This window comes from Phascolarctobacterium sp. ET69, assembly GCF_023336935.1.
GTDB lineage: Bacteria > Bacillota > Negativicutes > Acidaminococcales > Acidaminococcaceae > Fusicatenibacter_A > Fusicatenibacter_A intestinipullorum.
The window spans coordinates 18,776-40,118 of the sequence record NZ_JAMBLR010000001.1 but is presented as its reverse complement, the minus strand read 5'-3'; the positions used below and the strand labels follow the sequence as shown (position 1 = coordinate 40,118).

General features: G+C 47.2%; 19 protein-coding genes. 1 reads left to right on the top strand and 18 read right to left on the bottom strand.

The features are described 5' to 3' along the window. Window positions 1-34: 34 nt before the first annotated feature. Together ftsY and smc are read right to left on the bottom strand one after the other, a co-directional pair. Complete coding sequence (gene ftsY, locus M3079_RS00190; protein ID WP_021716718.1) at window positions 35-952, bottom strand: signal recognition particle-docking protein FtsY; 918 nt, start codon at window positions 950-952, stop codon at window positions 35-37. Window positions 953-956: 4 nt separating this feature from the next. Beyond that, window positions 957-4,514, bottom strand: a complete 3,558-nt coding sequence (gene smc / locus M3079_RS00185; RefSeq protein ID WP_249076533.1) for a chromosome segregation protein SMC — start codon at window positions 4,512-4,514, stop codon at window positions 957-959. Window positions 4,515-4,663: 149 nt separating this feature from the next. Here smc and M3079_RS00180 point away from each other — a divergent pair, with 149 nt between their 5' ends. Next, the gene (locus tag M3079_RS00180) at window positions 4,664-4,996 is read left to right on the top strand and encodes a DUF805 domain-containing protein (RefSeq protein WP_249076532.1); all 333 of its coding nucleotides are present in this window, start codon (window positions 4,664-4,666) and stop codon (window positions 4,994-4,996) included. Between the two features lie 83 nt (window positions 4,997-5,079). On the opposite strand, the gene M3079_RS00175 is transcribed toward M3079_RS00180, so the two are convergent. The 16 genes from M3079_RS00175 to purE all read right to left on the bottom strand — a co-directional run bounded on the left by M3079_RS00175 (window position 5,080) and on the right by purE (window position 21,275). Further along, window positions 5,080-5,508, bottom strand: a complete 429-nt coding sequence (locus M3079_RS00175) for a DUF3887 domain-containing protein (RefSeq protein ID WP_249076530.1) — start codon at window positions 5,506-5,508, stop codon at window positions 5,080-5,082. Between the two features lie 97 nt (window positions 5,509-5,605). After that, window positions 5,606-6,802, bottom strand: a complete 1,197-nt coding sequence (locus M3079_RS00170) for an LL-diaminopimelate aminotransferase (RefSeq protein WP_249076529.1) — start codon at window positions 6,800-6,802, stop codon at window positions 5,606-5,608. Window positions 6,803-6,837: 35 nt separating this feature from the next. Further along, window positions 6,838-7,701 carry a diaminopimelate epimerase gene (gene dapF, locus M3079_RS00165; RefSeq protein ID WP_044897001.1) on the bottom strand — a complete coding sequence of 288 codons (864 nt, stop codon included), beginning with the start codon at window positions 7,699-7,701 and terminating at the stop codon, window positions 6,838-6,840. Window positions 7,702-7,816: 115 nt separating this feature from the next. Beyond that, on the bottom strand, window positions 7,817-8,272 hold the full coding sequence (locus M3079_RS00160; RefSeq protein WP_349293317.1) for a nucleoside deaminase: 456 nt from the start codon (window positions 8,270-8,272) through the stop codon (window positions 7,817-7,819). Between the two features lie 121 nt (window positions 8,273-8,393). Further along, on the bottom strand, window positions 8,394-9,791 hold the full coding sequence (locus M3079_RS00155; protein ID WP_283162401.1) for a glucose-6-phosphate isomerase: 1,398 nt from the start codon (window positions 9,789-9,791) through the stop codon (window positions 8,394-8,396). A gap of 76 nt (window positions 9,792-9,867) precedes the next feature. Continuing rightward, the gene (locus tag M3079_RS00150) at window positions 9,868-11,433 is read right to left on the bottom strand and encodes a DUF4127 family protein (RefSeq protein WP_249076526.1); all 1,566 of its coding nucleotides are present in this window, start codon (window positions 11,431-11,433) and stop codon (window positions 9,868-9,870) included. Window positions 11,434-11,512: 79 nt separating this feature from the next. Then, window positions 11,513-12,268, bottom strand: a complete 756-nt coding sequence (locus M3079_RS00145) for an amino acid ABC transporter ATP-binding protein (RefSeq protein WP_249076525.1) — start codon at window positions 12,266-12,268, stop codon at window positions 11,513-11,515. A 5-nt stretch (window positions 12,269-12,273) separates the two neighbouring features. Further along, window positions 12,274-13,059, bottom strand: a complete 786-nt coding sequence (locus M3079_RS00140; protein ID WP_349293316.1) for an amino acid ABC transporter permease — start codon at window positions 13,057-13,059, stop codon at window positions 12,274-12,276. Between the two features lie 107 nt (window positions 13,060-13,166). Further along, entirely contained in the window at window positions 13,167-14,006 is an 840-nt protein-coding gene (locus tag M3079_RS00135; RefSeq protein ID WP_021716707.1) for a transporter substrate-binding domain-containing protein, read from the bottom strand. A gap of 98 nt (window positions 14,007-14,104) precedes the next feature. Continuing rightward, window positions 14,105-15,616, bottom strand: coding sequence for an IMP dehydrogenase (locus M3079_RS00130; protein WP_021716706.1), 1,512 nt, complete (start codon window positions 15,614-15,616; stop codon window positions 14,105-14,107). Window positions 15,617-15,717: 101 nt separating this feature from the next. Then, window positions 15,718-16,998: a phosphoribosylamine--glycine ligase gene (gene purD, locus M3079_RS00125; RefSeq protein WP_249076524.1), complete on the bottom strand. Its 1,281-nt coding sequence runs from the start codon at window positions 16,996-16,998 to the stop codon at window positions 15,718-15,720. An 11-nt stretch (window positions 16,999-17,009) separates the two neighbouring features. Continuing rightward, window positions 17,010-17,609 (bottom strand): IMP cyclohydrolase, encoded by a 600-nt coding sequence (locus M3079_RS00120; RefSeq protein WP_249076523.1) that lies wholly within the window; start codon window positions 17,607-17,609, stop codon window positions 17,010-17,012. 6 nt (window positions 17,610-17,615) lie between these two features. Continuing rightward, window positions 17,616-18,236, bottom strand: a complete 621-nt coding sequence (gene purN, locus M3079_RS00115; protein WP_249076522.1) for a phosphoribosylglycinamide formyltransferase — start codon at window positions 18,234-18,236, stop codon at window positions 17,616-17,618. Next, window positions 18,229-19,293, bottom strand: coding sequence for a phosphoribosylformylglycinamidine cyclo-ligase (purM, locus tag M3079_RS00110; protein WP_021716702.1), 1,065 nt, complete (start codon window positions 19,291-19,293; stop codon window positions 18,229-18,231). Before purM ends, purN begins: the two co-directional genes overlap by 8 nt. Before the next feature lie 15 nt (window positions 19,294-19,308). After that, window positions 19,309-20,751: an amidophosphoribosyltransferase gene (gene purF / locus M3079_RS00105; RefSeq protein ID WP_249076520.1), complete on the bottom strand. Its 1,443-nt coding sequence runs from the start codon at window positions 20,749-20,751 to the stop codon at window positions 19,309-19,311. A gap of 26 nt (window positions 20,752-20,777) precedes the next feature. Then, window positions 20,778-21,275 carry a 5-(carboxyamino)imidazole ribonucleotide mutase gene (gene purE / locus M3079_RS00100; RefSeq protein WP_021716699.1) on the bottom strand — a complete coding sequence of 166 codons (498 nt, stop codon included), beginning with the start codon at window positions 21,273-21,275 and terminating at the stop codon, window positions 20,778-20,780. Window positions 21,276-21,343: the final 68 nt, after the last annotated feature.

The window sequence follows — 21,343 nt, the reverse complement described above, 5'->3', positions numbered from 1 at the left end:
TTATACATAAACAGGCACAGGCTGTCAAGTGTTTTTACTTGTCAGTATTAAATAATGCGTCAACAAATTTTTCTGGTTCAAACGGGCGGAAATCCATAATGCCTTCACCGACGCCAATCCATTTAACGGGCAGCCCCAGTTCTTCGCGGATGGCGATAACCACGCCGCCTTTTGCCGTGCCGTCAAGCTTTGTCAGCACAACGCCGGTAACATTGGCGGTTTCTGTAAATACTTTGGCCTGCGTAATGGCGTTCTGCCCGGTTGTGGCATCCAGCACCAAAAAGGTTTCGTGCGGTGCTTCCGGAATTTCGCGCTTGATAACACGATGAATTTTTTCCAGTTCGTTCATCAGGTTGGCCTTGTTATGCAAACGCCCTGCCGTGTCGATAAACAGAATATCTGCCTTGCGGGCGATTGCCGCTTTCATGGCATCAAAAACAACTGCAGCCGGGTCCGCGCCTTCTGCGTGCTTGATAACATCGCAGCCGGCGCGCTTGCCCCAGATTTCCAGCTGTTCGGAAGCAGCGGCGCGGAAGGTATCGGCAGCGGCAATCATAACCTTATAGTTAAGCAGGTGGAAATAATTTGCCAGTTTGCCGATGGTGGTGGTTTTGCCAACGCCGTTAACGCCTACAACAAGAATAACGGTAGGAGTGCCGCTGATGCGCGTGCGCTGGCCTTCTTCCGTAAGCATCTGCGTAAGATATTTCTTTAAAAACGGAACAACATCTTCCGTTCCCTTAATTTCTTTTTTGCGTGCTGCCTGGCGCACAGCTTCAATAAGTTTTTCTGTTGTTTTTGCGCCGACATCGGCACTTAAAAGAATCATTTCCAGTTCGTCAAGAAAATCATCGTCAATCTCTGCGGACATGCCAACCAGAACTTCAATGCGTTCCGTAAAATTCTTTCTGGTTTTTTGCAGCCCGTCTTTCAATCTCTCAAAAAAGCCCATCATTTTACTCCTTTTCCGTTAGCTTTACAGATAATAATTTTGAAACACCGGATTCTTCCATAGTTACGCCATGCAGTACATTGGCGGCTTCCATAGTGCCTTTGCGGTGTGTAATGACAATAAACTGAGTGTTTTCGGCATAAGCCGTTAAAAAGCGTGCAAAACGGTCTACATTGGCTTCGTCAAGCGCCGCGTCAATTTCGTCCAAAATACAAAACGGTGCCGGGCTGTAGCTTAACAGCGCAAAAAGCAGCGCAATTACCGTCAGCGCCCTTTCGCCGCCGCTTAACAGATACAGGCTTTGCAGCTTCTTGCCCGGAGGCTGCACTTCTATATCAATACCACTCGAAAGCACGTCACCCGGGTCGGTAAGTTTTAAATAAGCCGTACCGCCGCCAAACAGTTTTACATAACATTCCGAAAAATAAACGTTTATTTTGGCAAAAGCCTCTTTAAACCTTTTGCTCATGCCGGAATTAATTTCACTGATAACGCTTTCAAGATTTGCTTTGGCGCCTGCAAGGTCGTCATACTGTTTCTGCAAAAACTCAAAACGCTCTTTAACGGCGGCATACTGTTCAATAGCGGCCGCGTTAACAGGCCCAAGTTCTTCAATTCGCCTTTGCAGGCTCAATTCCTGCCTGCGCAGCGAGCTGTCGCCTGCTTCAAGCAGTGCTTCCTTATGTGCTTCTTCAAGCGTCAGGCCATAATCGCTTTCAAGCTGCTGCAATACGTGTTCGTATTCGGCATTTTGTTTTACGCTTTCCAGCGCAGCCTGGTTGCGTTTCTTTTCGGCTTCTTCCAGCGCTTTCTGCGCCTGCGCAAGTTCCAAAGCCGCTTTTTCCTGCCTTGCGGCAATTTCTATGCGTTTGGCAGTAAATTCTTCCCTGCCGCCGCTGATAACGTTTAATTCTGCCATCAGTGCTTCTGTCTGATGCGCCAGTTCCGACTTTTTATTTTCGCTTTCGGCAATGGAATTTTCCAAATTCTGCTGTTCGTTTTCATTGGCAAGAACTTCGCGCTGCAAGCGTTCCATTTCACCGTCAAGCTGGTGCATGCGCTCTGCCATCATGGTTGTTTTGGCAGTAGTCGCTTCGCTTTCCACGCGTGCATCCTGCAGCTGCCTGCGGATGCTTTCAAGCTCACTGCTTTCTGCCTGCATTTTTTTTTGCAAGGCATCAAGATGGCTTTTGCTCTCCGTATCTTCTTTTTCTATTTCTGCAAGCTGCGGGCGCAGTTCCTGCAATTTGCCGCGCGCTGCCAAATATTCTTCCGCCGCTGCTGCACGGTCATCCAAAAGCACTTCCAAATTTCTGCTCATGCGCTGCTTTTCAGCTTCTGCACGGCTTAAGCCGGAGGTTATTTCGGCACGCCGTACGGCATATTTTTGCAGTTCAGCCTTTAAAGCGTTCAGCTTGGTGCTGTACTCTTTAATAACTTCTTCCGCCGCTTCCGCCTGCTCCTGATAGCCGAGCAGTTCATGGCGGAGTTCTTCTTCCTGCCGGGCAAGCGTTTCTATTTCCTTAACGCGCGATAAAAAGCCTGCTTCCTTCTGCTGCCTGCTGCCGCCCGTAAGCGAACCGCCGGCATTTACAACGTCACCCTGCAAGGTAACCACACGTATACGGAAACCGCTTCTGCGTGCTGCCTCAAGCGCCGCATCCATATCCTGCGCTACCAGCACACGCCCCAGCAAAAACTTAAATACCTGCTCAACATCTTGCCCGCAGCTTATAAGTTCATCGGCAAAGCCAAGAACGCCCGGCATTTTTTTCAGCTGCTTGTCCTCCGCTTTGCGCGGATAAGTTTTTATGGTATCAAGCGGCAGAAAAGTTGCTCTGCCATATTTATGCTGTTTTAAATAGCCGATTGCCGCCTTTGCCGCTTCGGCATCGCGCATTACTATATTCTGCGAAGCCGCTCCCAAGGCGGTTTCAATCGCCGTAACGTACTGCGCGTCAACACTAATCAGTTCTGCGGCAACGCCAATTACTCTCCCGCGCCAGCTTTCTTCCGCACGCAGAACCGCTTTAACGCCGTAGCCGAAGCCCTCATACGCCTTCTGCATATTATTTAATACATTCTGGCGGCTTTCGAGTGCTGTAATTCTGCGCTGGCAGTCATTATATTTCTGGCGTACAGCGTTTAAGGCTGTATTTTCGTCTGCCAGCTTATGCGCCAGCTCCGCACTGCTGCGCTGAGAAAGCTGCACATTGTTTTCAAGGTCAGCCTGGTTTTCCAGCAATTTGCGGTAGGCTGCGTCCTGTTTTGCAAGTTCACCTTCTGTTTCTTCTATGTTCTTTTTTAAAGCCTCACGCCTGCGCATGCGCTGCTCCTGTTCAGTTTCCAGCGTGCGTATCCTGTTGCGCAAATCAACCATTCGGCGCATGGTGTCAAACGCTGCGTCTTTCAGGCTTTCGGCTTCCTGCCGGGCTTTTTGTACAAGCGCTTCTTTTTCTTTCTGCCCAAGCGTAAGTTTTTGCACCAGCAAACCTGCCGCCGTCTGCTTTTTCTCCAAAACATCATATTCATCAGTTAAGGAAACAAGCTGTTTTTCAAGGCTTGCAACCTGCTGTTCCAGTTTTTCGTTTTGCTGGCTTAAACGCACGCCTGCCTTACGGCTCTGCAAAATGCGTTCTTCCAAAACCGCGCCCTGCCCGCGCACTTTTTCCAGCGCAGTTTCTTTGGCTTTTATATCGTCCTGTAATTTATTGTAATTTTCGCTTAAAGCATCTGCTTCCTGCTGCAGCTGTGCGCATAACGCCTGCTGCCTGCCTGCCGCTGCCGCATTTTGGGCAACTTCCCGTTCCAAAGCAGCGTCTTTTTCTTCCTGTTGGGCGCGCGCCTGTTCAAGCACATCTATTTTGCGCACAAACTGCGTTAAACGGCAGGTGCGCAGTTCTCCTGCCAAAACATTATACTGTTCCGTTTTAGCTGCCGCTTCTTTTAAAGGTTCAAGCTGCGATTCCACTTCCGTTTTTATGTCATTAATACGCGTCAGGTTGGCTGCCGTATCGTCCAAACGCCGCGCCGCATCTTTTTTGCGCAGGCGGTATTTAACAATGCCTGCCGCTTCTTCAAATAAATTGCGCCTTTCTTCCGGGCGGCTGTTTAAAATTTCGTCTATTTTATTCTGCCCGATAATGGAAAGTGAACCGCGCCCAAGCCCTGTATCGGCAAACAGGTCAATTATATCCTTCAGGCGGCAGTTCTTTTTATTAATGGCATATTCGCTGTCGCCGTCGCGGAACACGCGGCGTGTAATGCTTACTTCGTCAAAATCAAGCCCCAGGCGGTGATCGCTGTTGTCAAAGTTCAGCGTAACTTCCGCTACGCCAAGCGCGCGTCTTTTACTGCTGCCGCTGAAAATAACGTCTTCCATTTTGCTGCCGCGCAGATATTTGGCGCTCTGTTCGCCCAGCACCCAGCGCACGGCATCGGAGATATTGCTTTTGCCGCTGCCGTTAGGGCCGACAATTGCCGTTATGCCGCTGCCAAAATCAAGTTCTATTCTGTCGGCAAACGATTTAAAGCCGTATGCCGAAAAAGATTTTAAATGCACGTAATCACCCGTTCCAAAAGTCTTAATACTTTATTTTATCATACTTTATAATATATTGTCTTGTTTATTTAAAAACTTTGACAGCTTAAGTTAATTAAGCTAAAATTAAAAAGTAACCACAGGCAATTAATTTAAACGGAGATGAAAAAATGGACAGTTTTAAACTTATTAACGATTTTTTAACTTTTAACGGCCGTTTGGAAAAGAAGCCGTTTATAAGAAGATACTTAATTGTTTTTGTGCTGACTTATGCACTGATGACAATCGGGCGCGCCATGAACATGCCGCTTCTTGTAGCCGCATCGTCCGTCTTTGTTATTCCGCAGATGTCGCTGGCGGTAAGGCGCTGCCACGATATCGGGCTCAGCTGGGCGAAAACAGTTTTGGTTCTCGTAGGGCTTATTATTCCGCTTGTTTCACTCGTTTCCCTCGTTTTTCTCTGCTGGGGCAAAAGCGACCCTTACCGCAACCAGTTCGGCTGATTTAAAACTTAAAACATTGCATTTAATGCACAAAACCGGGCCTGCCACAAAGCAGTACCCGGTTTATTTTTCAGCTTATTATTTTATTTGTTCTGGTCTGCCTGAGCCTGGTCTTTCGGCGGCTGAGGCGGAACAATAGCAATATTTAAAAGCAGCGGTTTTTCGTTATTTACGGCAAAATCGGCAATTACCATCATTACTTTGCCGCCATCAAAGCCTGCACCGTAAACCAAACGGTCAATGCCCGGTCTTTTAATAACGTTAACAAGCTGTTTTTCTTTAAAAGCACCTAAATCTTTAGTAATGCTTGCTTTATATTCATTGAATTTGGTTTCATCAAAATTAGCTTTCATGTCATCGCTTAAAATTGAAGAAACATTTTTGTAAGAAGACGCGTTCAAAAACTGATCTACCATTTTAGCTTCCGCATCAAGCACACTGCCGTCGCTGGCGAAGCAGGCAGAAGATACGCACATCACAAGCATCATCACAATCAATAAAATTTTTTTCATTGAAGAACCTCCCTTAAATTTGTCTTTCACTATTATAGCACAAAATACCGTAAAAAAAGCAGGTGAATTCATTTTTCACCTGCTTTTCACACATTTTTTATAAACCTTTTTCAATTCTTTCCATGGCTTCAATGGTATTTTCCCTGCTGCCAAAAGCCGTCAGGCGGAAATAACCTTCACCCATGGAACCAAAGCCTGCGCCAGGAGTGCCGACAACAGCCAGCTTCTCCAGCAGATAATCAAAGAATTCCCAGGAACCCATGCCGTTGGGGCACTGCATCCAGATATACGGGGAATGTGTGCCGCCGTAGAATTTAATGCCTTTTTTGGTAAGCGCTTCCGACATAATGCGTGCATTTTCTTTATAAAAAGCCAGCATTTCGCGGCACTGTTTCTGGCCTTCAGGGCTGAAAACAGCTTCTGCGCCGCGCTGAATAATATACGGAACGCCGTTAAACTTGGTAGTCTGGCGGCGCAGCCACATTTTGTTCAGTGACATTTCCCTGCCGTCTTTGGTTTTGCGTACCAAATCATGCGGCACAATAGTATAACCGCAGCGGGTGCCGGTAAAGCCGGCAGTTTTGGAAAGAGAGCACAGTTCAATTGCACATTTTTTAGCGCCTTCAACAGCAAAAATGCTGCGCGGAATTTCAGGGTCACTGATAAAGGATTCGTATGCAGCATCATAAAGAATAACCGCATCGTTTTTCAGCGCATAAGCCACCCATTTTTCCAGCTGTTCTTTGGTGTAAACAGCGCCGGTCGGGTTATTCGGCGAGCACAGATAAATAATATCAGCTTTTACACTGTCATCCGGCATCGGCAGAAAATCATTTTCGGGTTTGCCCTGCATGTAAATAATTTTGCGCCCGCACATTACGTTGGTATCAAGGTATACCGGGTAAACCGGGTCCGGAATTAAAATTACATTGTCATTGCTGAAAATATCGGTCATATTGCCGCAGTCGCTTTTAGCACCGTCGCTGACAAAAATTTCGTCACTGGCAACGGATACGCCAAAGCCTGCATAATATCTGGCAATAGCTTCGTGCAGAAAATCATAACCCTGTTCCGGCCCATAGCCGCGGAAGGTTTCCTTTACGCCCATTTCGGCAACTGCTTTTTGCATTGCTTCAATAACGGCAGGTGCCAGCGGCAAAGTTACATCGCCGATACCCATTTTTATAATTTTCTTTTCCGGGTGGGCTGCCGTAAATTCTGCCACCTTATGGGCAATTTGCGAAAACAGGTAACTTTCTTTTAAATTGCAGTAATTTTGGTTAACAAAAGCCATTCATACTCCCCCATTAATAATAAATATATAAAATTTTATTTGGAAACAATTTCGTCCGGAATATCAATTACTCCGTCAAAAACCAAAGTGGCAGGCCCTTTTAAAATAACGCTGTCATCTTTGCGGTAGGTTACTTTAAGTTCGCCGCCCTTGGCAATAACTTTTAATTCTTCATCACGTTTGCCGGCGTTATTAAGAGTTACGCAGGCTACCGCAACAGCGCAGGCGCCGGTGCCGCAGGCCCAGGTTTCGCCGCTGCCGCGTTCCCATACGCGGAATTTTACGGTATTTTTATCAATTACCTGTACAAATTCGGTATTTACGCCTTCCGGGAACAGTTTGTGATGTTCAAACAAAGGCCCTAATTTTTCAAGGTCAAGGCTGTCCACATCATCAACAAAAGTTACAAAATGCGGGTTGCCCATAGATACGGCAGTACCGTTATAAACAACGTCTTCCGCAATTACAAGCCCCTGGTCAACAAATACAAAATGGTCGCTAATCATCGGAATATCCGTGCATTTTAAAACAGGTTTGCCCATATCGACGGAAGCTTCTGCAACTTTGCCGTCTTTTAAGGTTACGTCAATAGTTTTAATGCCGGATAAGGTTTCTATCGTAAAAGTGGTTTTATCGGTTAATCCTTTATCATAAACATATTTTGCCACGCAGCGGATGCCGTTGCCGCACATTTTGCCCTCGGAAGCATCGGCATTAAACATACGCATTCTGAAATCAGCCTTATCGGAAGGCATAATTAAAATAAGGCCGTCGGAGCCGATACCGAAACGCCTGTGGCTTACATATTCGGAAACAGCACCGGGATTGGGCACTTCTTTTTCCATGCAGTTTACATAAACATAATCATTGCCGCAGCCGTGCATTTTGGAGAATTCCATTTTCATTTTCAATTCCTCCTGTTATAAACGGACTTATCAGTAATTAAAAACGGCGCTCAGAGCTGAACGCCGCTGTCCTCTATCAAGTATACTATGAGCATAAAATACAGTCAACTTAATAAATAGTTTTTTCTGTCTGCTCTGCAAATTTTTTAAAAGTTACAATGGTTTCGTCGCGCTGCTGCTGCTCCAAATCCAGCACCTGCACATCTTTGCAGCCGCCTTCAATAAACTTATAAATAAAATCATCGCGGAAGCCGATATCAGCAGCATCCTCCGCAGTGTTGCCATAATAAACCTTTTTTATGTTAGCCCAGATTGTAGCCGAAAGGCACATCGGGCAGGGATAACAGGAAGTATAAAGTTCGCAGCCGGTTAAATCGAAGGTTTTTAAATTATGGCAGGCATCGCGGATAGCCTGCATTTCCGCATGGCAGGTAGGGTCATTATTTTTTAATACTTCGTTATGGCCGGTTCCTACTATAACTCCGTCTTTAACAATAACAGCGCCAAACGGTCCGCCGTCTTTGCTGATAATGTTCTTTTCTGCTTCAGCAATAGCTTTTAACATAAATTCATGCATTTTTGCGTTCTCTCCTGTTTGTGCATTTTCATGCGCCCAGCAAAAATTGGTCATTCCAAGCATTAATAAAAGTACCGTCAAAAATTTTTTCATAACAAGCCTCCGCTCTTTAATTGCTGTGTTCAGCAAATTTAGCCTTCATAATTTTTTTATAGGCTTCAACGCCAGGCTGGTCAAAAGCATCTACATTGGCAAGTTCGCCTTCATAAGCCACGCTGAGCATTAAAAAGTAGAACAGCTCGCCTAAATGATAGGCATTCATTTCCGGCAGAACATAACGCGCATTAAAACGTCTGTCGCCGTTCAAGGCTTCCGCATTGGAATCAAGCGCCATTGCCAAAGCATCGGACATATTAAGCCCATTGTACTTTTTAAACGCAGGTTCTTCAAAAGGCATGCCAAGCACAATATCGCCCGGCATATTTTTTATCTGCAAAAACTGTACAACTTTATTGCGTATGCCATCCTGATGCAGCTGCGTCTGCGCGTGCATATCGGTTGTGCCTACGGCAGGTACCGGAGTGCGGCCGTAATAAACGGTTTCACCGTTTCTGTTGTGCTTTTTGCCGAGCGATTCGGCCAGGAGCTGCACATACCACTGCCCCAGCGACCCCAAACGCTCGCCGTAGCCCATAAACACTTCTATGTGGCAGCCGTACCTTTCAGAAGCAATATATTTTAATGCGGCGTTCATTAAAGCCGGATTGGCGTACACATCATCCATACGGCAGGCTTCTTCCATATCTCCCGCACCTTTAAGCAATTCTTCCACGTTCATGCCGATAGCGGCAGCCGTAACAAGCCCCGGATCCGTAAGCACGCTGAAACGCCCGCCAATGCCGTTTTTAATATCAAAGCACCGCCAGCCATGCTTCTGTGCCAGCGCAAACAGCGGCGAACCAGCTTCGGGATTACGGTCTGTAACGGCGGTAACTTCGGTATCGAACATAACGCTTTTATTGCACGCTTCATAAAAATAAATAAACGAAGCCAGCGTTTCGAGCGTTGAACCGGATTTGGAAATCGGCACCAGCATTACCTTAAAGCGTTTTTTCTTAGGCCAGGCATGTACCGACCAGTAACGCAGCTCGTTCATAATTTCTTCGCACTGGCCTGCGTCCAAATTGTTACCGGAAAAATAGATGCGCGGATATCCGTTGCGGCGTTTTTCACCCATGGAGTTCCAGCTCGGCCCGGCGCCAATATCAAACAATACCTTATTGCCCAAATACGAGCCGCCAACACCTAAAAATACAACCGCATCAACATTCGTGCGCAAATAATCGCCAAACTCTTTTAATTTCTGCAAAGATACCGGCGTATTGGGATTGCCGTTTTTTATTTCCGGCAAACGCGTAAAATATACGGGTTCAGGCGTGCCATCTTTCGAAAGATGCTTATAGGCCGTGCCGCTGGCGCGCATTTCGTTAACTGCGTCACGGGCTTTTTGCATGGCAGTTTCCATTTCCTGCAAATCTTCTGTTTTAATTCTGCCTTCACCCAACATGTTGGTATAATCAAAAACAAAACCGCTGTTTAAAACAAGCTTATTTGCAAATTCCACGTACTCACCATCCGTAAAGTTATTTTTGTGCTACACGTACTTCAAACATGCGCTGCCACGGCAGATTAAACTTATATTCGTCAACGGTTTTTTCCGTCATAAGCGGCGCTGCGGTATTTTTCATTTCTTTTGCAATCAACTTTTCTGCCGCTACAAGCTGCTCGCTGTTAAGCCCGCTGTTCGGCCAGTGATTGGGCCAGATTAATTCTGCCGATACTTTCATGCGTACATTGGCCTGATAAGCCCAGTCATCAAGATAACGTATATTAAGCAGATTATCTTTGCCAGCTTCCGTCATACGCGGTGCCAAAAGCCCCTGCGACAGAGCAAAGCCGATAGTATTTCCGGCAGTGTTCCAGCCGCCGTAGGCAGCTATCCTGTAAGCCTTGCCTTCATTAAAAAGTTCTTTTACCAGCGCATTATCCGCGCCGTTGCCATAGGCAATATCGGCAACCGCAACAGGCTTATTCTGCTGCATAAAATAATCCAGTTTTTTCATAAAGCGTTCCTGCTGTCTGGTTACGGTACCATTATTTGAAGGCGCCGAAGCCTCGAGCGTTACTCCGCTTGCCGGAGTGTTTACCAAAAGCACCATATCCGCACGGTGCAGGTATTTTGTAGGCCAGCCGCCAACGGCGTGAATATGTTCATTTACGCTAATATCCACGGGGTCATCTTCATACGAAGGAATGGTATTTTTGCCTTTGCCATCGCCATACGCTGCAAAAACCATAGGAATATCATAGCTTAAACGGTTTGCCGCCCTGTTTAAAAGCACCATGCCAAGCTGGTCGGCACCGGCAAAAAAGCGGATGCGTTCTTTCGGCAGCTCGCTTACAAGAATGCCCATTTTGCGTGCTTCCTTATGTGCCTGTGAAAACTGTGCCGTATCGTCGCGGCCAATCAGCATGTAATCAAAGTCGCCGCTTTCCACGCCATGCAGCAAAAGTTCCGTCATTTCAATATTTAAGGCACGGCGTTTCATATTATCGGCGCGCACCTCAGCCGGAATTTCTTTTCTCAATCGTTTTAAATCTTTGCGTTCACGCCTTGTTATTTCTTTTAAATCTTCCCTGTCTTCAAGCTCGCCAAGCTGAAAAATGCGGCTGCCCCATTCGGCATAATACGGCGGTTCCACAGGTGCCGCACTGGCACGCGGCGAACGCATAATAGTTGTAAAAACATAAACCAGCGGGTCGCCGCCAAGGTCCTTTAAGCTTACAAGGCGTTCGGCGCGTTCTTTCAAAACTTCGCGGTCAATATGGTGCGTGCGCGAATCCACAAGCCCGCCGTACAGCATGGCGTCGGAAGACACAATAACGGCATTTGCCAGCGGCGCACGTTCTGCCAGCCATTCATACAGCTTATCCGGATTGCCGCTGCGGTGATTGGAAGCAATATATTCTTCCGGCGGCGTTTCAACGTTCCAGCCTGCTGCCTGCATGCTGTTTACGGAATACTCCAGGCATACCGGGCGGTTATCGAGCGGCACAAATAAAATAGTGCCCCTGCCTGCCGCTCCGGCCGTATTTAAAAGCGTTAAAAATAATATGCAGCATATAAAAGAAAGTAATTTTCTTAACATTGGCAAAATCCTTTCGGGTTATATATAAAAAATCTCCTGCTGTAAAATTCTACAAGCAGGAGAAAAATCCTTTAAGTTTTTACTGTTTGCCTAAATTAAAGCGGCTTAAAAAGTCCTTGGTGCGCTGGTTTTTAGGCGCAGAGAAAATTTCTTCCGGACTGCTTTCTTCTGCGATAACACCCTGGTCAATGAAAATTACTCTCGAAGATACATCACGCGCAAAAGCCATTTCATGCGTTACAATTACCATCGTCAGGCCTTCGTCGGCAAGCTCTTTCATAACAGCCAAAACTTCGCCAACCATTTCAGGGTCAAGCGCCGAAGTAGGTTCGTCCATTAAAAGCACTTCCGGTTCAAGCGCCAAGGCACGGGCAATGGCAACACGCTGTTTCTGCCCGCCGGAAAGCTGATGCGGCTTGGCATTGATGTAACTTGCCATGCCGACATGTTCCAAATACTTCATTGCCGTACTGTGTGCCGTATCCTTATCTTTGCCGAGCACTTTAACCTGCCCGACCATACAGTTTTCAAGCACAGTCATATTATTGAACAGGTTGAACTGCTGAAATACCATACCTACTTTGGTACGGTACAAAGCAAGGTTTTTAAAGCTTTCCAGTACATTTTGCCCGCGGTAGGCAATAACGCCGCCCGTAGGCTGCTCCAAAAAGTTAACGCATCTGATAAGCGTGGATTTGCCGCTGCCGGAAGGGCCGATAATACAAACAACGTCACCTTTTTTTACATCAAAACTGATGCCTTTTAAAATTTCACGTTCACCAAACTGTTTTTTTAAATCCTGAACGGACAACAGCAATTCTTTTTCGTCTGCCATTTCTGTTACCGCCCTTTCTTGTTAGTTACCTGAAAATGGCCGCACGGGTCAGCCATGGGGTCATACTCTACCAGCTGATAGTCTTTCGGGCCGTCCATTTTGCTTTCCAGCCAGCGTAAAATTCTGGAAGCCGTAAAAGTCATAATAAAATAAATTACGCAGGTAATGAAGAAAATTTCAAAGTATCTGTAATAAACGCCTGCCGCCGATTTAGAAGCAAAATAAAGCTCTGTAACGGAAATAACGTTCAATACGGAAGTATCTTTGATATTGATAATAAGGTTGTTGCCAATCTGCGGCATAATATTGCGCAGAGCCTGCGGCAAAACTACATAGCGCATGGTCTGGAAATGGTCCATGCCAATGGCAACGGCAGCTTCTCGCTGGCCTTCATCAATTGATTCAATGCCGCCGCGCACAGTTTCTGCCATGTACGCACCGGTATTAATGGAAACAACAAGGAAACCGGCAAACATTGCCGACATATCAATATCAAACAGGCTCATCGCACCATAATATACAACCATTGCCTGTACTATCATTGGTGTACCGCGAAAGATTTCTACGTAAGAAGATAAAACGGCTTTCAAACCTTTAACAAGTGCCTGTTTAAAAGAACTGCCGTTGGGGTCTTCGGGAATTGTCTGGCAGATGCCTACTGCAAGACCGATTACACAGCCGATAAATGTACCGACCAGTGCCAAAAGAAGGGTTACGCCTGCGCCCTGCAAAAGAGTGGCGCCGTATTCATTCAGCAGAAAAACTACCCACGAAAAGAAAGAATCGGGCATTGTAGCCATAATTTAACCACCTAACATTAAGTCATTAATACAATCGAAATAAATACGGAAAGAAGGGGACGGATTAAACCGGCCCCTTAAAAAGCATAAGTTAAATATTATTTTGCCAGCGGCTGTTTCTGAATAGCTTCATCCATCATTTTATCGAAATCAGCAGGGGTCATTTTGCCAAGAACTGCGTCCATAGCGTCTTTCAGTTCTTTGTTGCCTTTTTTAATGGCAATGCCGATTTCAACATCTTCTTTGGAAGTTTTAAAGCCTTTGTCTTCCGGGAACTGGAGAACGGTCAGTTCGGGGTTTGCAAAAGCAGCAGCTTTGGCAGTCGGAATATCGGTTACGATAAGGTTGCATTTACCGGAGGTTAAAGCAACAATCATGCCCGGTACATTGTCGATGGCAGGCAGTTTGTTAACTTCCGGAACCTGGTCAATCTGATCATACCAGATGGTGTTCAGCTGGCTGGTAGCAGTTGCGCCGCGCAGTTCTTCAACGCTGGTTGCCTTTGCCTGCGGGGTGTCTTTTCTAACCAGTGCAACTACATTTGCATAATAATACGGTTTGGTAAAGTCTACGGACTGTTTGCGTTCGGAGGTAATTGACATACCTGCGATTGCAGCGTCAATTTTGCCGCTTACAACAGCCGGTGCAAGGCCGTCCCATTCAATTTTCTGGATTTCCAGTTCAGCGCCCATGGAGTCGGCAAGTTTTTTGGCCATCATTACGTCATAGCCATAAGCATATTCGTTGCTGCCCGCAATTTTTACGGCACCGCCGTCCGCACTGTTCTGAGACCAGTTATAAGGAGCGTAAGCACATTCCATGCCTACTTTTAAAACTTTTTTGTCTGATGCTTTATCGCCGCCGCAGCCTGCAGCAAAAATCATTGAAGCTGCCATTACGCCGGCAACAGCACAAAGAGCCAATTTTCTTAAATTCATATCAAACAGCACCTTCCTCTAAAAACATTATGAGATAATTTTACCTTTAGATTACAAATATGTCAATCAGATAAAATCAGTTTTACATTTTTATAATATTATTTTACGTAATTATTCATGCTGTTGTCTTTAAGAATAACGTCGTGTGCACCGCCTTCAACAATGGAAGTTGCAGATACCAGAGTAATTTTTGCTTTGGCCTGCAGTTCGGGGATATTAAGCGCGCCGCAGTTGCACATGGTGGAACGTACTTTGTTAAGGGTAAGGGTTACGTTGTCTTTCAGGCTGCCTGCATACGGGACATAGGAGTCAACGCCTTCTTCGAAGGAAAGTTTCTGTGCGCCGCCCAGGTCGTAGCGCTGCCAGTTGCGGGCACGGTTGCTGCCTTCGCCCCAGTACTCTTTCATGTAGTTGCCGTTGATGTTAACTTTGTTGGTCGGGCTTTCATCAAAGCGTGCAAAGTAACGGCCCAGCATCAGGAAGTCTGCGCCCATTGCCAGTGCAAGAGTCATGTGGTAATCGTAAACAATGCCGCCATCGGAGCAGATAGGCACATAAATGCCGGTTTCTTTATAATATTCGTCACGTGCTTTGGCAACTTCAATTACTGCGGTTGCCTGGCCGCGGCCGATACCTTTCTGTTCACGGGTAATGCAGATGGAGCCGCCGCCGATACCTACTTTAACAAAGTCTGCGCCGCATTCGGCAAGGAAACGGAAGCCTGCTGCGTCAACTACGTTGCCTGCGCCAACTTTTACGCTGTCGCCGTAATGTTCGCGAATCCATGCCAGAGTAATTTTCTGCCATTCGCTGTAACCTTCGGAAGAGTCGATGCAGAGTACGTCAACGCCTGCGTTAACCAGTGCCGGTACGCGTTCTGCATAGTCGCGGGTGTTAATGCCTGCGCCTACGATATGGCGTTTTTTGCTATCGAGAAGTTCCAGCGGATATTCTTTATGGGTTGCATAGTCTTTGCGGAATACCATGTACAAAAGACGGCCTTCGTCATCAATAATCGGCAGGGTATTCAGTTTGTTTTCCCAGATGATGTCGTTGGCTTCCTGCAAAGTGGTTTCTGCCGGAGCGGTAATCATTTCGCTGATAGGAGTCATGAATTCTTTAACTTTGGTATTCAAATCCATGCGGCTTACGCGGTAGTCACGGCTGGTAACAATGCCTTCCAGCTTGCCGTTAACGGTACCGTCGCTGGTAACGGCAACAGTGCTGTGGCCGGTTTTTTCCTTCAGGGCAATAATATCAGCCAGAGTGCTGTCCGGGCGGATGTTGGAATCGCTGCTTACAAAACCTGCACGGTGGGTTTTAACTCTTTCAACCATTGCAGCTTCGTCTTCAATGGACTGGGAACCGTAAATAAAGGAAATGCCGCCTTCTTTGGAAAGGGCAACTGCCATTTTATCATCAGATACAGACTGCATGATAGCGGAAACCAGCGGAATGTTCATGGTAATAGCAGGTTCTTCGCCTTTTTTGAATTTTACAAGCGGAGTTCTCAAATCTACATTTGCGGGAACGCATTCGCTGGAGGAATAACCGGGAACTAAGAGATATTCACTAAAAGTATGTGCGGGTTCATCGTAATAAAATGCCATTTTCATCCATCCTTTGCTTAAAATTTTATTTTTATGTATAAATTATTAACTGGTTAGGTGTATACAAAATGTCCCGGCGCATAAAGCGCAGGGACAAAATTTTATTTTTTCAATGCACGCCAGGCAATATCTTTGCGGTACTGCATATCTTTAAAGCTGATAACGGAAGCTGCTTTATAAGCACGTTCCTGCGCATCGGCAATATCCTTGCCCACTGCCGTAACGCCAAGCACACGCCCGCCTGCCGTTACCACGCTGCCGTCGCTGATTTTCGTTCCGGCATGGAACACGACTGTTTCCGGCATTTTGCCTGCTTCGTCAAGGCCGCTGATAGGATAGCCCTGCGCATAATGTTCCGGGTAACCTCCGGAAGCAAGCACTACGCATACGGCGGCTTTATCGTGCCAGCCTATGCTTACCTTGTCAAGTCCGCCGGTTGCGCAGGCCAGCATAATTTCAGCAAGGTCGCCGTCCAGAAGCGGCAGCACAACCTGCGTTTCCGGGTCGCCGAAACGGCAGTTAAATTCTACAACTTTAACCTCATCGCCGCAAACCATCAGGCCTGCATACAGGCAGCCTTTATAAGTTCTGCCTTCTGCCTTCATGGATGCAACAACAGGTTTTAAAATCTTTTCAACAGCGCGCAGGCGCAGAATATCGGTTAAAACCGGAGCCGGTGCATAAGTGCCCATGCCGCCGGTGTTGGGGCCTTTATCACCGTCAAAAGCGCGTTTGTGGTCCTGGGAAGCAATCATCGGCACAATGTGCTCGCCGTCGGTAAATGCCAGCAGCGACGCTTCTTCGCCCTGCATAAATTCTTCGATGACAACGCGTGCGCCCGCGCCGCCGAATTTATGCTGCTCGCCCATCATTTCGTCAATGGCTTCGTATGCTTCAGCTTCGGTCATGGCAACTACCACGCCTTTGCCGGCAGCAAGCCCGTCCGCCTTAATAACAATCGGCGCGCCTTTTTCCTTAACATAGGCTTTGGCGGTTTCCAAATCTTCGCAAACTTTAAAGAAAGCCGTCGGGATATTGTACTTGGCCATTAAATTTTTGGCAAATGCCTTGCTGCCTTCAAGTTCTGCCGCCGCTTTGGAAGGGCCGAACACAGCAAGCCCTCTTGCAGCAAAAACATCGGCAATACCGGCAACCAGAGTTGCCTCAGGACCTACAACAGTTAAATCAATGCCGTGTTCTTCGGCAAAATCTGCAACACTGTCAAGGTCATTTAAGTTAAGTTCAACACATTCGCATTTTTTTACAGCGGCAATGCCGGGGTTGCCGGGCGCTGCAAAAATCTTTTCAACCTGCCCGCTCTGCGCAAGTTTCCATGCCAGTGCATGTTCACGTCCGCCGCTGCCAATAAGTAATATCTGCATGATGCTTCTCCTTATTTGCCTTCGGCAAGCTGTTTTGTCAAATATGCGCTGATAGCCGCATCATATTCGGAAGTATGTGTAAATGCTTCTTTGGCCAGAGTTTTGCGGGTTTTCATATCGGCATCGCCATGCTGTTGCAGCATTGCAATAAGGCTGCTGTAACGTGCCGGGTTGGTAATAATAATAACATCGCGGAAGTTTTTGGCTGCCGCCCTTACCATTGCCGGGCCGCCGATATCAATGTTTTCAATGGCTTCGGCTTCGGTTACGCCGGGTTTGGCAATGGTTTCCCTGAACGGGTAGAGGTTTACAACAACAAGGTCAATCGGTTTAATGCCGTGTTCTTCCATGGCTTTTACATGTTCCGGGTTGCTGCGTACAGCAAGAATGCCGCCATGAATTTTCGGATTCAGGGTTTTTACCCTGCCGTCCATAATTTCCGGAAAACCGGTTACGTCACTAACATAAGTTACAGGAATGCCTGCGTCCTGCAAAGCTTTCATGGTACCGCCGGTAGAAATAATTTCCACGCCGATATCATGCAGAAACTGTGCCAGTTTAACAATGCCGGTTTTGTCGGATACGCTTAAAAGAGCTCTTTTTATTCTCATTTTCATTCACCCCACTACCGGAAGCACCTTTACGTGCCTTCCTTCTATTTGCAGCCTGCCCTCACTCCACAGCCTTACGGCTTCGGGCAATGCTTTGTGTTCCTGTTCCAAAATTCTGTCGGCCAGCGTGTCATGCGTGTCATCGTCAAGCACGGGCACTGCCTTTTGCAGAATAATCGGGCCGCTGTCGGTGCCTTCATCTACAAAATGTACGGTGCAGCCGGCAATTTTAACGCCGTAATTAAGCGCCTGGCCCTGCCCGTCAAGTCCGGGAAAACTCGGCAGAAGCGCCGGGTGGATATTAACGATTTTATGGTGCCAGTGCCCTACAAATTCCGGGCTTAAAATACGCATAAAGCCTGCCAGCACAACAAGCTCCGCACCGGCTGTTTCCAGCACGCCGGTAATTTTATTTTCAAATTCTTCTTTGGAAGCACATTCTTTGCGGTCAATGGCAACAGCCTTAATACCCGCTTTTTCTGCGCGTTCCAAAGCAAAGGCGTCCTTTTTGTCGCTGATAACAACTGTAATTTCAACATTAAGCGTACCTGCGGCAATCTCATCCATCAGGGCCTGCAAATTGCTGCCCCTGCCGCTAACAAGCACGCCGATTTTGCGCTTACTCACCGAAAACGCCGCCTTTCAGCACAGCCTTGCCGCTGCCTTCTATAATAGTACCGAGTTCGTAGAAGGTTTCACCGGCATTTTTCAGGTGTTCGCGTACAGCGTCAGCTTCTTCCGGAGCAACTACCAGCACCATGCCTACGCCCATGTTAAAGGTGCGGTACATTTCATGCCAGTCAACATTGCCCCATTCCTGTAATTTTTTAAATACAACAGGAACTTCCCATGCGCCTGCGTTAACGTCTGCATCGCAGTTTTCCGGCAAAATGCGCGGAATATTGTCATAAAAACCGCCGCCGGTAATATGTACCATGCCGTGCAGGTTGAATTTTTCAATCAGCGGCAGGCATACACGAGGATAAAGGCGGGTCGGTTTCAGAAGTTCTTCGCCCAAAGTAGTGCCGAATTCTTCAACCGGGGTATCCATGGTAAAGCCCATTACGTCAAAGCAGATTTTGCGCACCAGCGTAAAGCCGTTGGAATGTACACCGGCAGAAGGCAGTCCCAAAAGCACATCGCCCGGTTTAACTTTTTCTCCGGTAATCATTTTGCTTTTTTCTACCACGCCTACGCAGAAGCCTGCAATATCGTATTCGTCCTTGCCGTACAAATCGCTCATTTCGGCAGTTTCGCCGCCAATCAGCGCGCAGCCGGATTCTTTGCAGGCATTGGCAACGCCCTTAACAATCTGGGCAACCTTTTTGGCTTCCAGAGTTTCAATGGCGATATAATCGAGGAAGAACAGCGGTTCAGCGCCCTGCACGAGAATATCGTTTACGCACATGGCAACGGCGTCCTGGCCGATGGTATCATGTTTGTCAGCCATAAAAGCCAGTTTCAGTTTGGTACCTACACCGTCAGTGCCGCTAACCAGAACCGGTTCTTTGTATTTGCCGCTGTTTAAGGCAAACAAACCGCCGAAACCGCCAATATCGCCGATAACTTCGGGACGGTAAGTAGCCTGTACACTTGCTTTCATCAGTTCAACGGCTTCATTGCCGGCATCAATATTTACACCGGCGTCTGCATAAGTAAGTTGTTTCTTGGTTTCTTCGCTCATCATCGTCCTCCTGTATCAGCCTTCGTTTTCAAAAATATATTTAGAACCCTGCCTCAGGGTTTCTTCCGCATTATCCGGGTATTGGGCATTAAAGCAGGCATAGCACATTCCTTCGGGGTCCATGCAGTCCAAAGAACGCTTCAGGCCTTCCAGAGAAATGTAATGCAGCGAATCTGCACCAATATACTGGCGGATTTCTTCTTCCGTATGGGTAGAAGCAATCAGTTCCTTGCGCACACTGGTATCAATGCCGTAATAGCACGGGTCGGTTACCGGCGGGGAGCTGATGCACATATGCACCTCACGCGCACCGGCATCTTTTAACAGTTTTACTATTTTGCCGCTGGTTGTGCCGCGCACAATGCTGTCGTCAACTACAACCACGGATTTGCCCTTAATAACGCTTTCCACCGGGTTAAGTTTAAGCCTTACGGCGTTAAGGCGCTGTTTTTGGGTAGGCTGAATAAACGTTCTGCCTACATAGCGGTTTTTGGTTAAACCTTCCATAAACGGCACGCCGGATTCCAGGCTGTACCCTACTGCTGCTGCCGTGCCGGAATCCGGAACGGAAATTACAATATCAGCCTTGATATCTTTTGTTTCTTTGGCAAGTTCCCTGCCCATATTGATACGCGCCTGGTAAACAGACTGTTTGTCGATAACGCTGTCGGTACGCGCAAAATAAACATATTCAAATACGCAGTGCGCACGTTTTGCGGGCATGTTTTCTGCCCAACGGCTGCTTTTCGGCTCATCATGGTCGTTTTCAAATACCAGCATTTCGCCCGGTTCAACGTCGCGTACAAATTCGGCGCCTACAAGGTCAAACGCACAGGATTCGGAAGCCACAACCCAGCCGCCGTCCATTTTGCCAATTGCCAGCGGGCGGAAGCCGTACTGGTCACGCACGGCAATAAGTTTATTGTCGGTCATAACCAAAATGCCGAAAGCGCCTTTAATGGTGTTTGCTGCTTCGGCAACACGTTCTTCAATAGTTTTTTTACGGCTGCGGGCAATAAGGCTTACAACAACTTCCGTATCAACTGTTGTCTGGAAGACCGTGCCTTCCAGAGCCAGGCGTTTGCGCAGTTCTGCTGCGTTGGTAAGGTTGCCGTTATGCGCCAGCGCAAGGTTGCCGCCATCAAAATAAACACGCAGCGGCTGAATGTTGTATTCCATGCTGGAACCGGTGGTGGAATAACGCACATGCCCAATAGCAATATGCCCTTCCAGCCCGTCAACGCCGCCTTTAAAAACATCGGCCACAAGGCCCATGCCTTTTTTGCCTTCCATATGAGTGCCGTCGGTAGCTACAATGCCGCAGCTTTCCTGTCCGCGGTGCTGCAAAGCATACAAGCCCCAGTAAGTATTCAGCGCCACATCGTCATTATGGGAATAAATGCCGAATACGCCGCACTCCTCATGCATTTTATCATCCTGAAAATCAATGCCAGACATTCTCTGCTCCTTTTCTGCCGCCGCAATTACTGTTCGGATGCACGCAGTGCAGCCAGTTTTTCACCTTTGGCCTTTACTTCTGCTTTCATCTTTTCACGGTCTTCGGCCAGCTTTTCAACAAGTTCCGGATATTTGGTTGCCAGAATCTGTACGGCAAACAGCGCTGCGTTTTTGGCACCGTTAATTGCCATGGTTGCAACCGGAATACCGGAAGGCATCTGTACAAAGCTCAGTAACGAATCCATACCGTTTAAGGGAGTGGCATTAATTGGTATGCCAATTACCGGCAGCGTTGTAAATGCTGCAATAACACCGCCAAGATGCGCTGCAGCGCCTGCTGCGGCAATAATTACCTCAACGCCGCGTTCACGTGCGCCTGCCGCAAACTCATGAACCATTTCGGGGGTGCGGTGTGCAGAAGCAACTACAACTTCCACTTCAACGCCAAAACTTTTTAAAGTTTTTTCTGCCGGTTCAAGTACCGGCCAGTCAGAATTGCTGCCCATAATAATTGCAACTTTCATTATCCCACTGCCTTTCAATAAAAAATAAAGCCCGGCATAAAAGTTTCATTGTGCTGTTCAACCAACTA

What these genes read in the sequence shown, in the direction of transcription:
- M3079_RS00150 (WP_249076526.1), bottom strand. Translation starts at nt 11,433, where the DNA reads ATGTTAAGAAAATTACTTTCTTTTATATGCTGCATATTATTTTTAACG.
- M3079_RS00175 (WP_249076530.1), bottom strand. Translation starts at nt 5,508, where the DNA reads ATGAAAAAAATTTTATTGATTGTGATGATGCTTGTGATGTGCGTATCT.
- M3079_RS00160 (WP_349293317.1), bottom strand. Translation starts at nt 8,272, where the DNA reads ATGTTAAAAGCTATTGCTGAAGCAGAAAAGAACATTATCAGCAAAGAC.
- M3079_RS00140 (WP_349293316.1), bottom strand. Translation starts at nt 13,059, where the DNA reads ATGCCCGATTCTTTCTTTTCGTGGGTAGTTTTTCTGCTGAATGAATAC.
- M3079_RS00135 (WP_021716707.1), bottom strand. Translation starts at nt 14,006, where the DNA reads ATGAATTTAAGAAAATTGGCTCTTTGTGCTGTTGCCGGCGTAATGGCA.
- M3079_RS00180 (WP_249076532.1), top strand. Translation starts at nt 4,664, where the DNA reads ATGGACAGTTTTAAACTTATTAACGATTTTTTAACTTTTAACGGCCGT.
- purM (WP_021716702.1), bottom strand. Translation starts at nt 19,293, where the DNA reads ATGAGCGAAGAAACCAAGAAACAACTTACTTATGCAGACGCCGGTGTA.
- ftsY (WP_021716718.1), bottom strand. Translation starts at nt 952, where the DNA reads ATGGGCTTTTTTGAGAGATTGAAAGACGGGCTGCAAAAAACCAGAAAG.
- M3079_RS00155 (WP_283162401.1), bottom strand. Translation starts at nt 9,791, where the DNA reads ATGTTGGGTGAAGGCAGAATTAAAACAGAAGATTTGCAGGAAATGGAA.
- purD (WP_249076524.1), bottom strand. Translation starts at nt 16,998, where the DNA reads ATGCAGATATTACTTATTGGCAGCGGCGGACGTGAACATGCACTGGCA.
- M3079_RS00145 (WP_249076525.1), bottom strand. Translation starts at nt 12,268, where the DNA reads ATGGCAGACGAAAAAGAATTGCTGTTGTCCGTTCAGGATTTAAAAAAA.
- M3079_RS00130 (WP_021716706.1), bottom strand. Translation starts at nt 15,616, where the DNA reads ATGGCATTTTATTACGATGAACCCGCACATACTTTTAGTGAATATCTC.
- dapF (WP_044897001.1), bottom strand. Translation starts at nt 7,701, where the DNA reads ATGGAATTCTCCAAAATGCACGGCTGCGGCAATGATTATGTTTATGTA.
- M3079_RS00170 (WP_249076529.1), bottom strand. Translation starts at nt 6,802, where the DNA reads ATGGCTTTTGTTAACCAAAATTACTGCAATTTAAAAGAAAGTTACCTG.
- purE (WP_021716699.1), bottom strand. Translation starts at nt 21,275, where the DNA reads ATGAAAGTTGCAATTATTATGGGCAGCAATTCTGACTGGCCGGTACTT.
- M3079_RS00120 (WP_249076523.1), bottom strand. Translation starts at nt 17,609, where the DNA reads ATGAGAATAAAAAGAGCTCTTTTAAGCGTATCCGACAAAACCGGCATT.
- purF (WP_249076520.1), bottom strand. Translation starts at nt 20,751, where the DNA reads ATGTCTGGCATTGATTTTCAGGATGATAAAATGCATGAGGAGTGCGGC.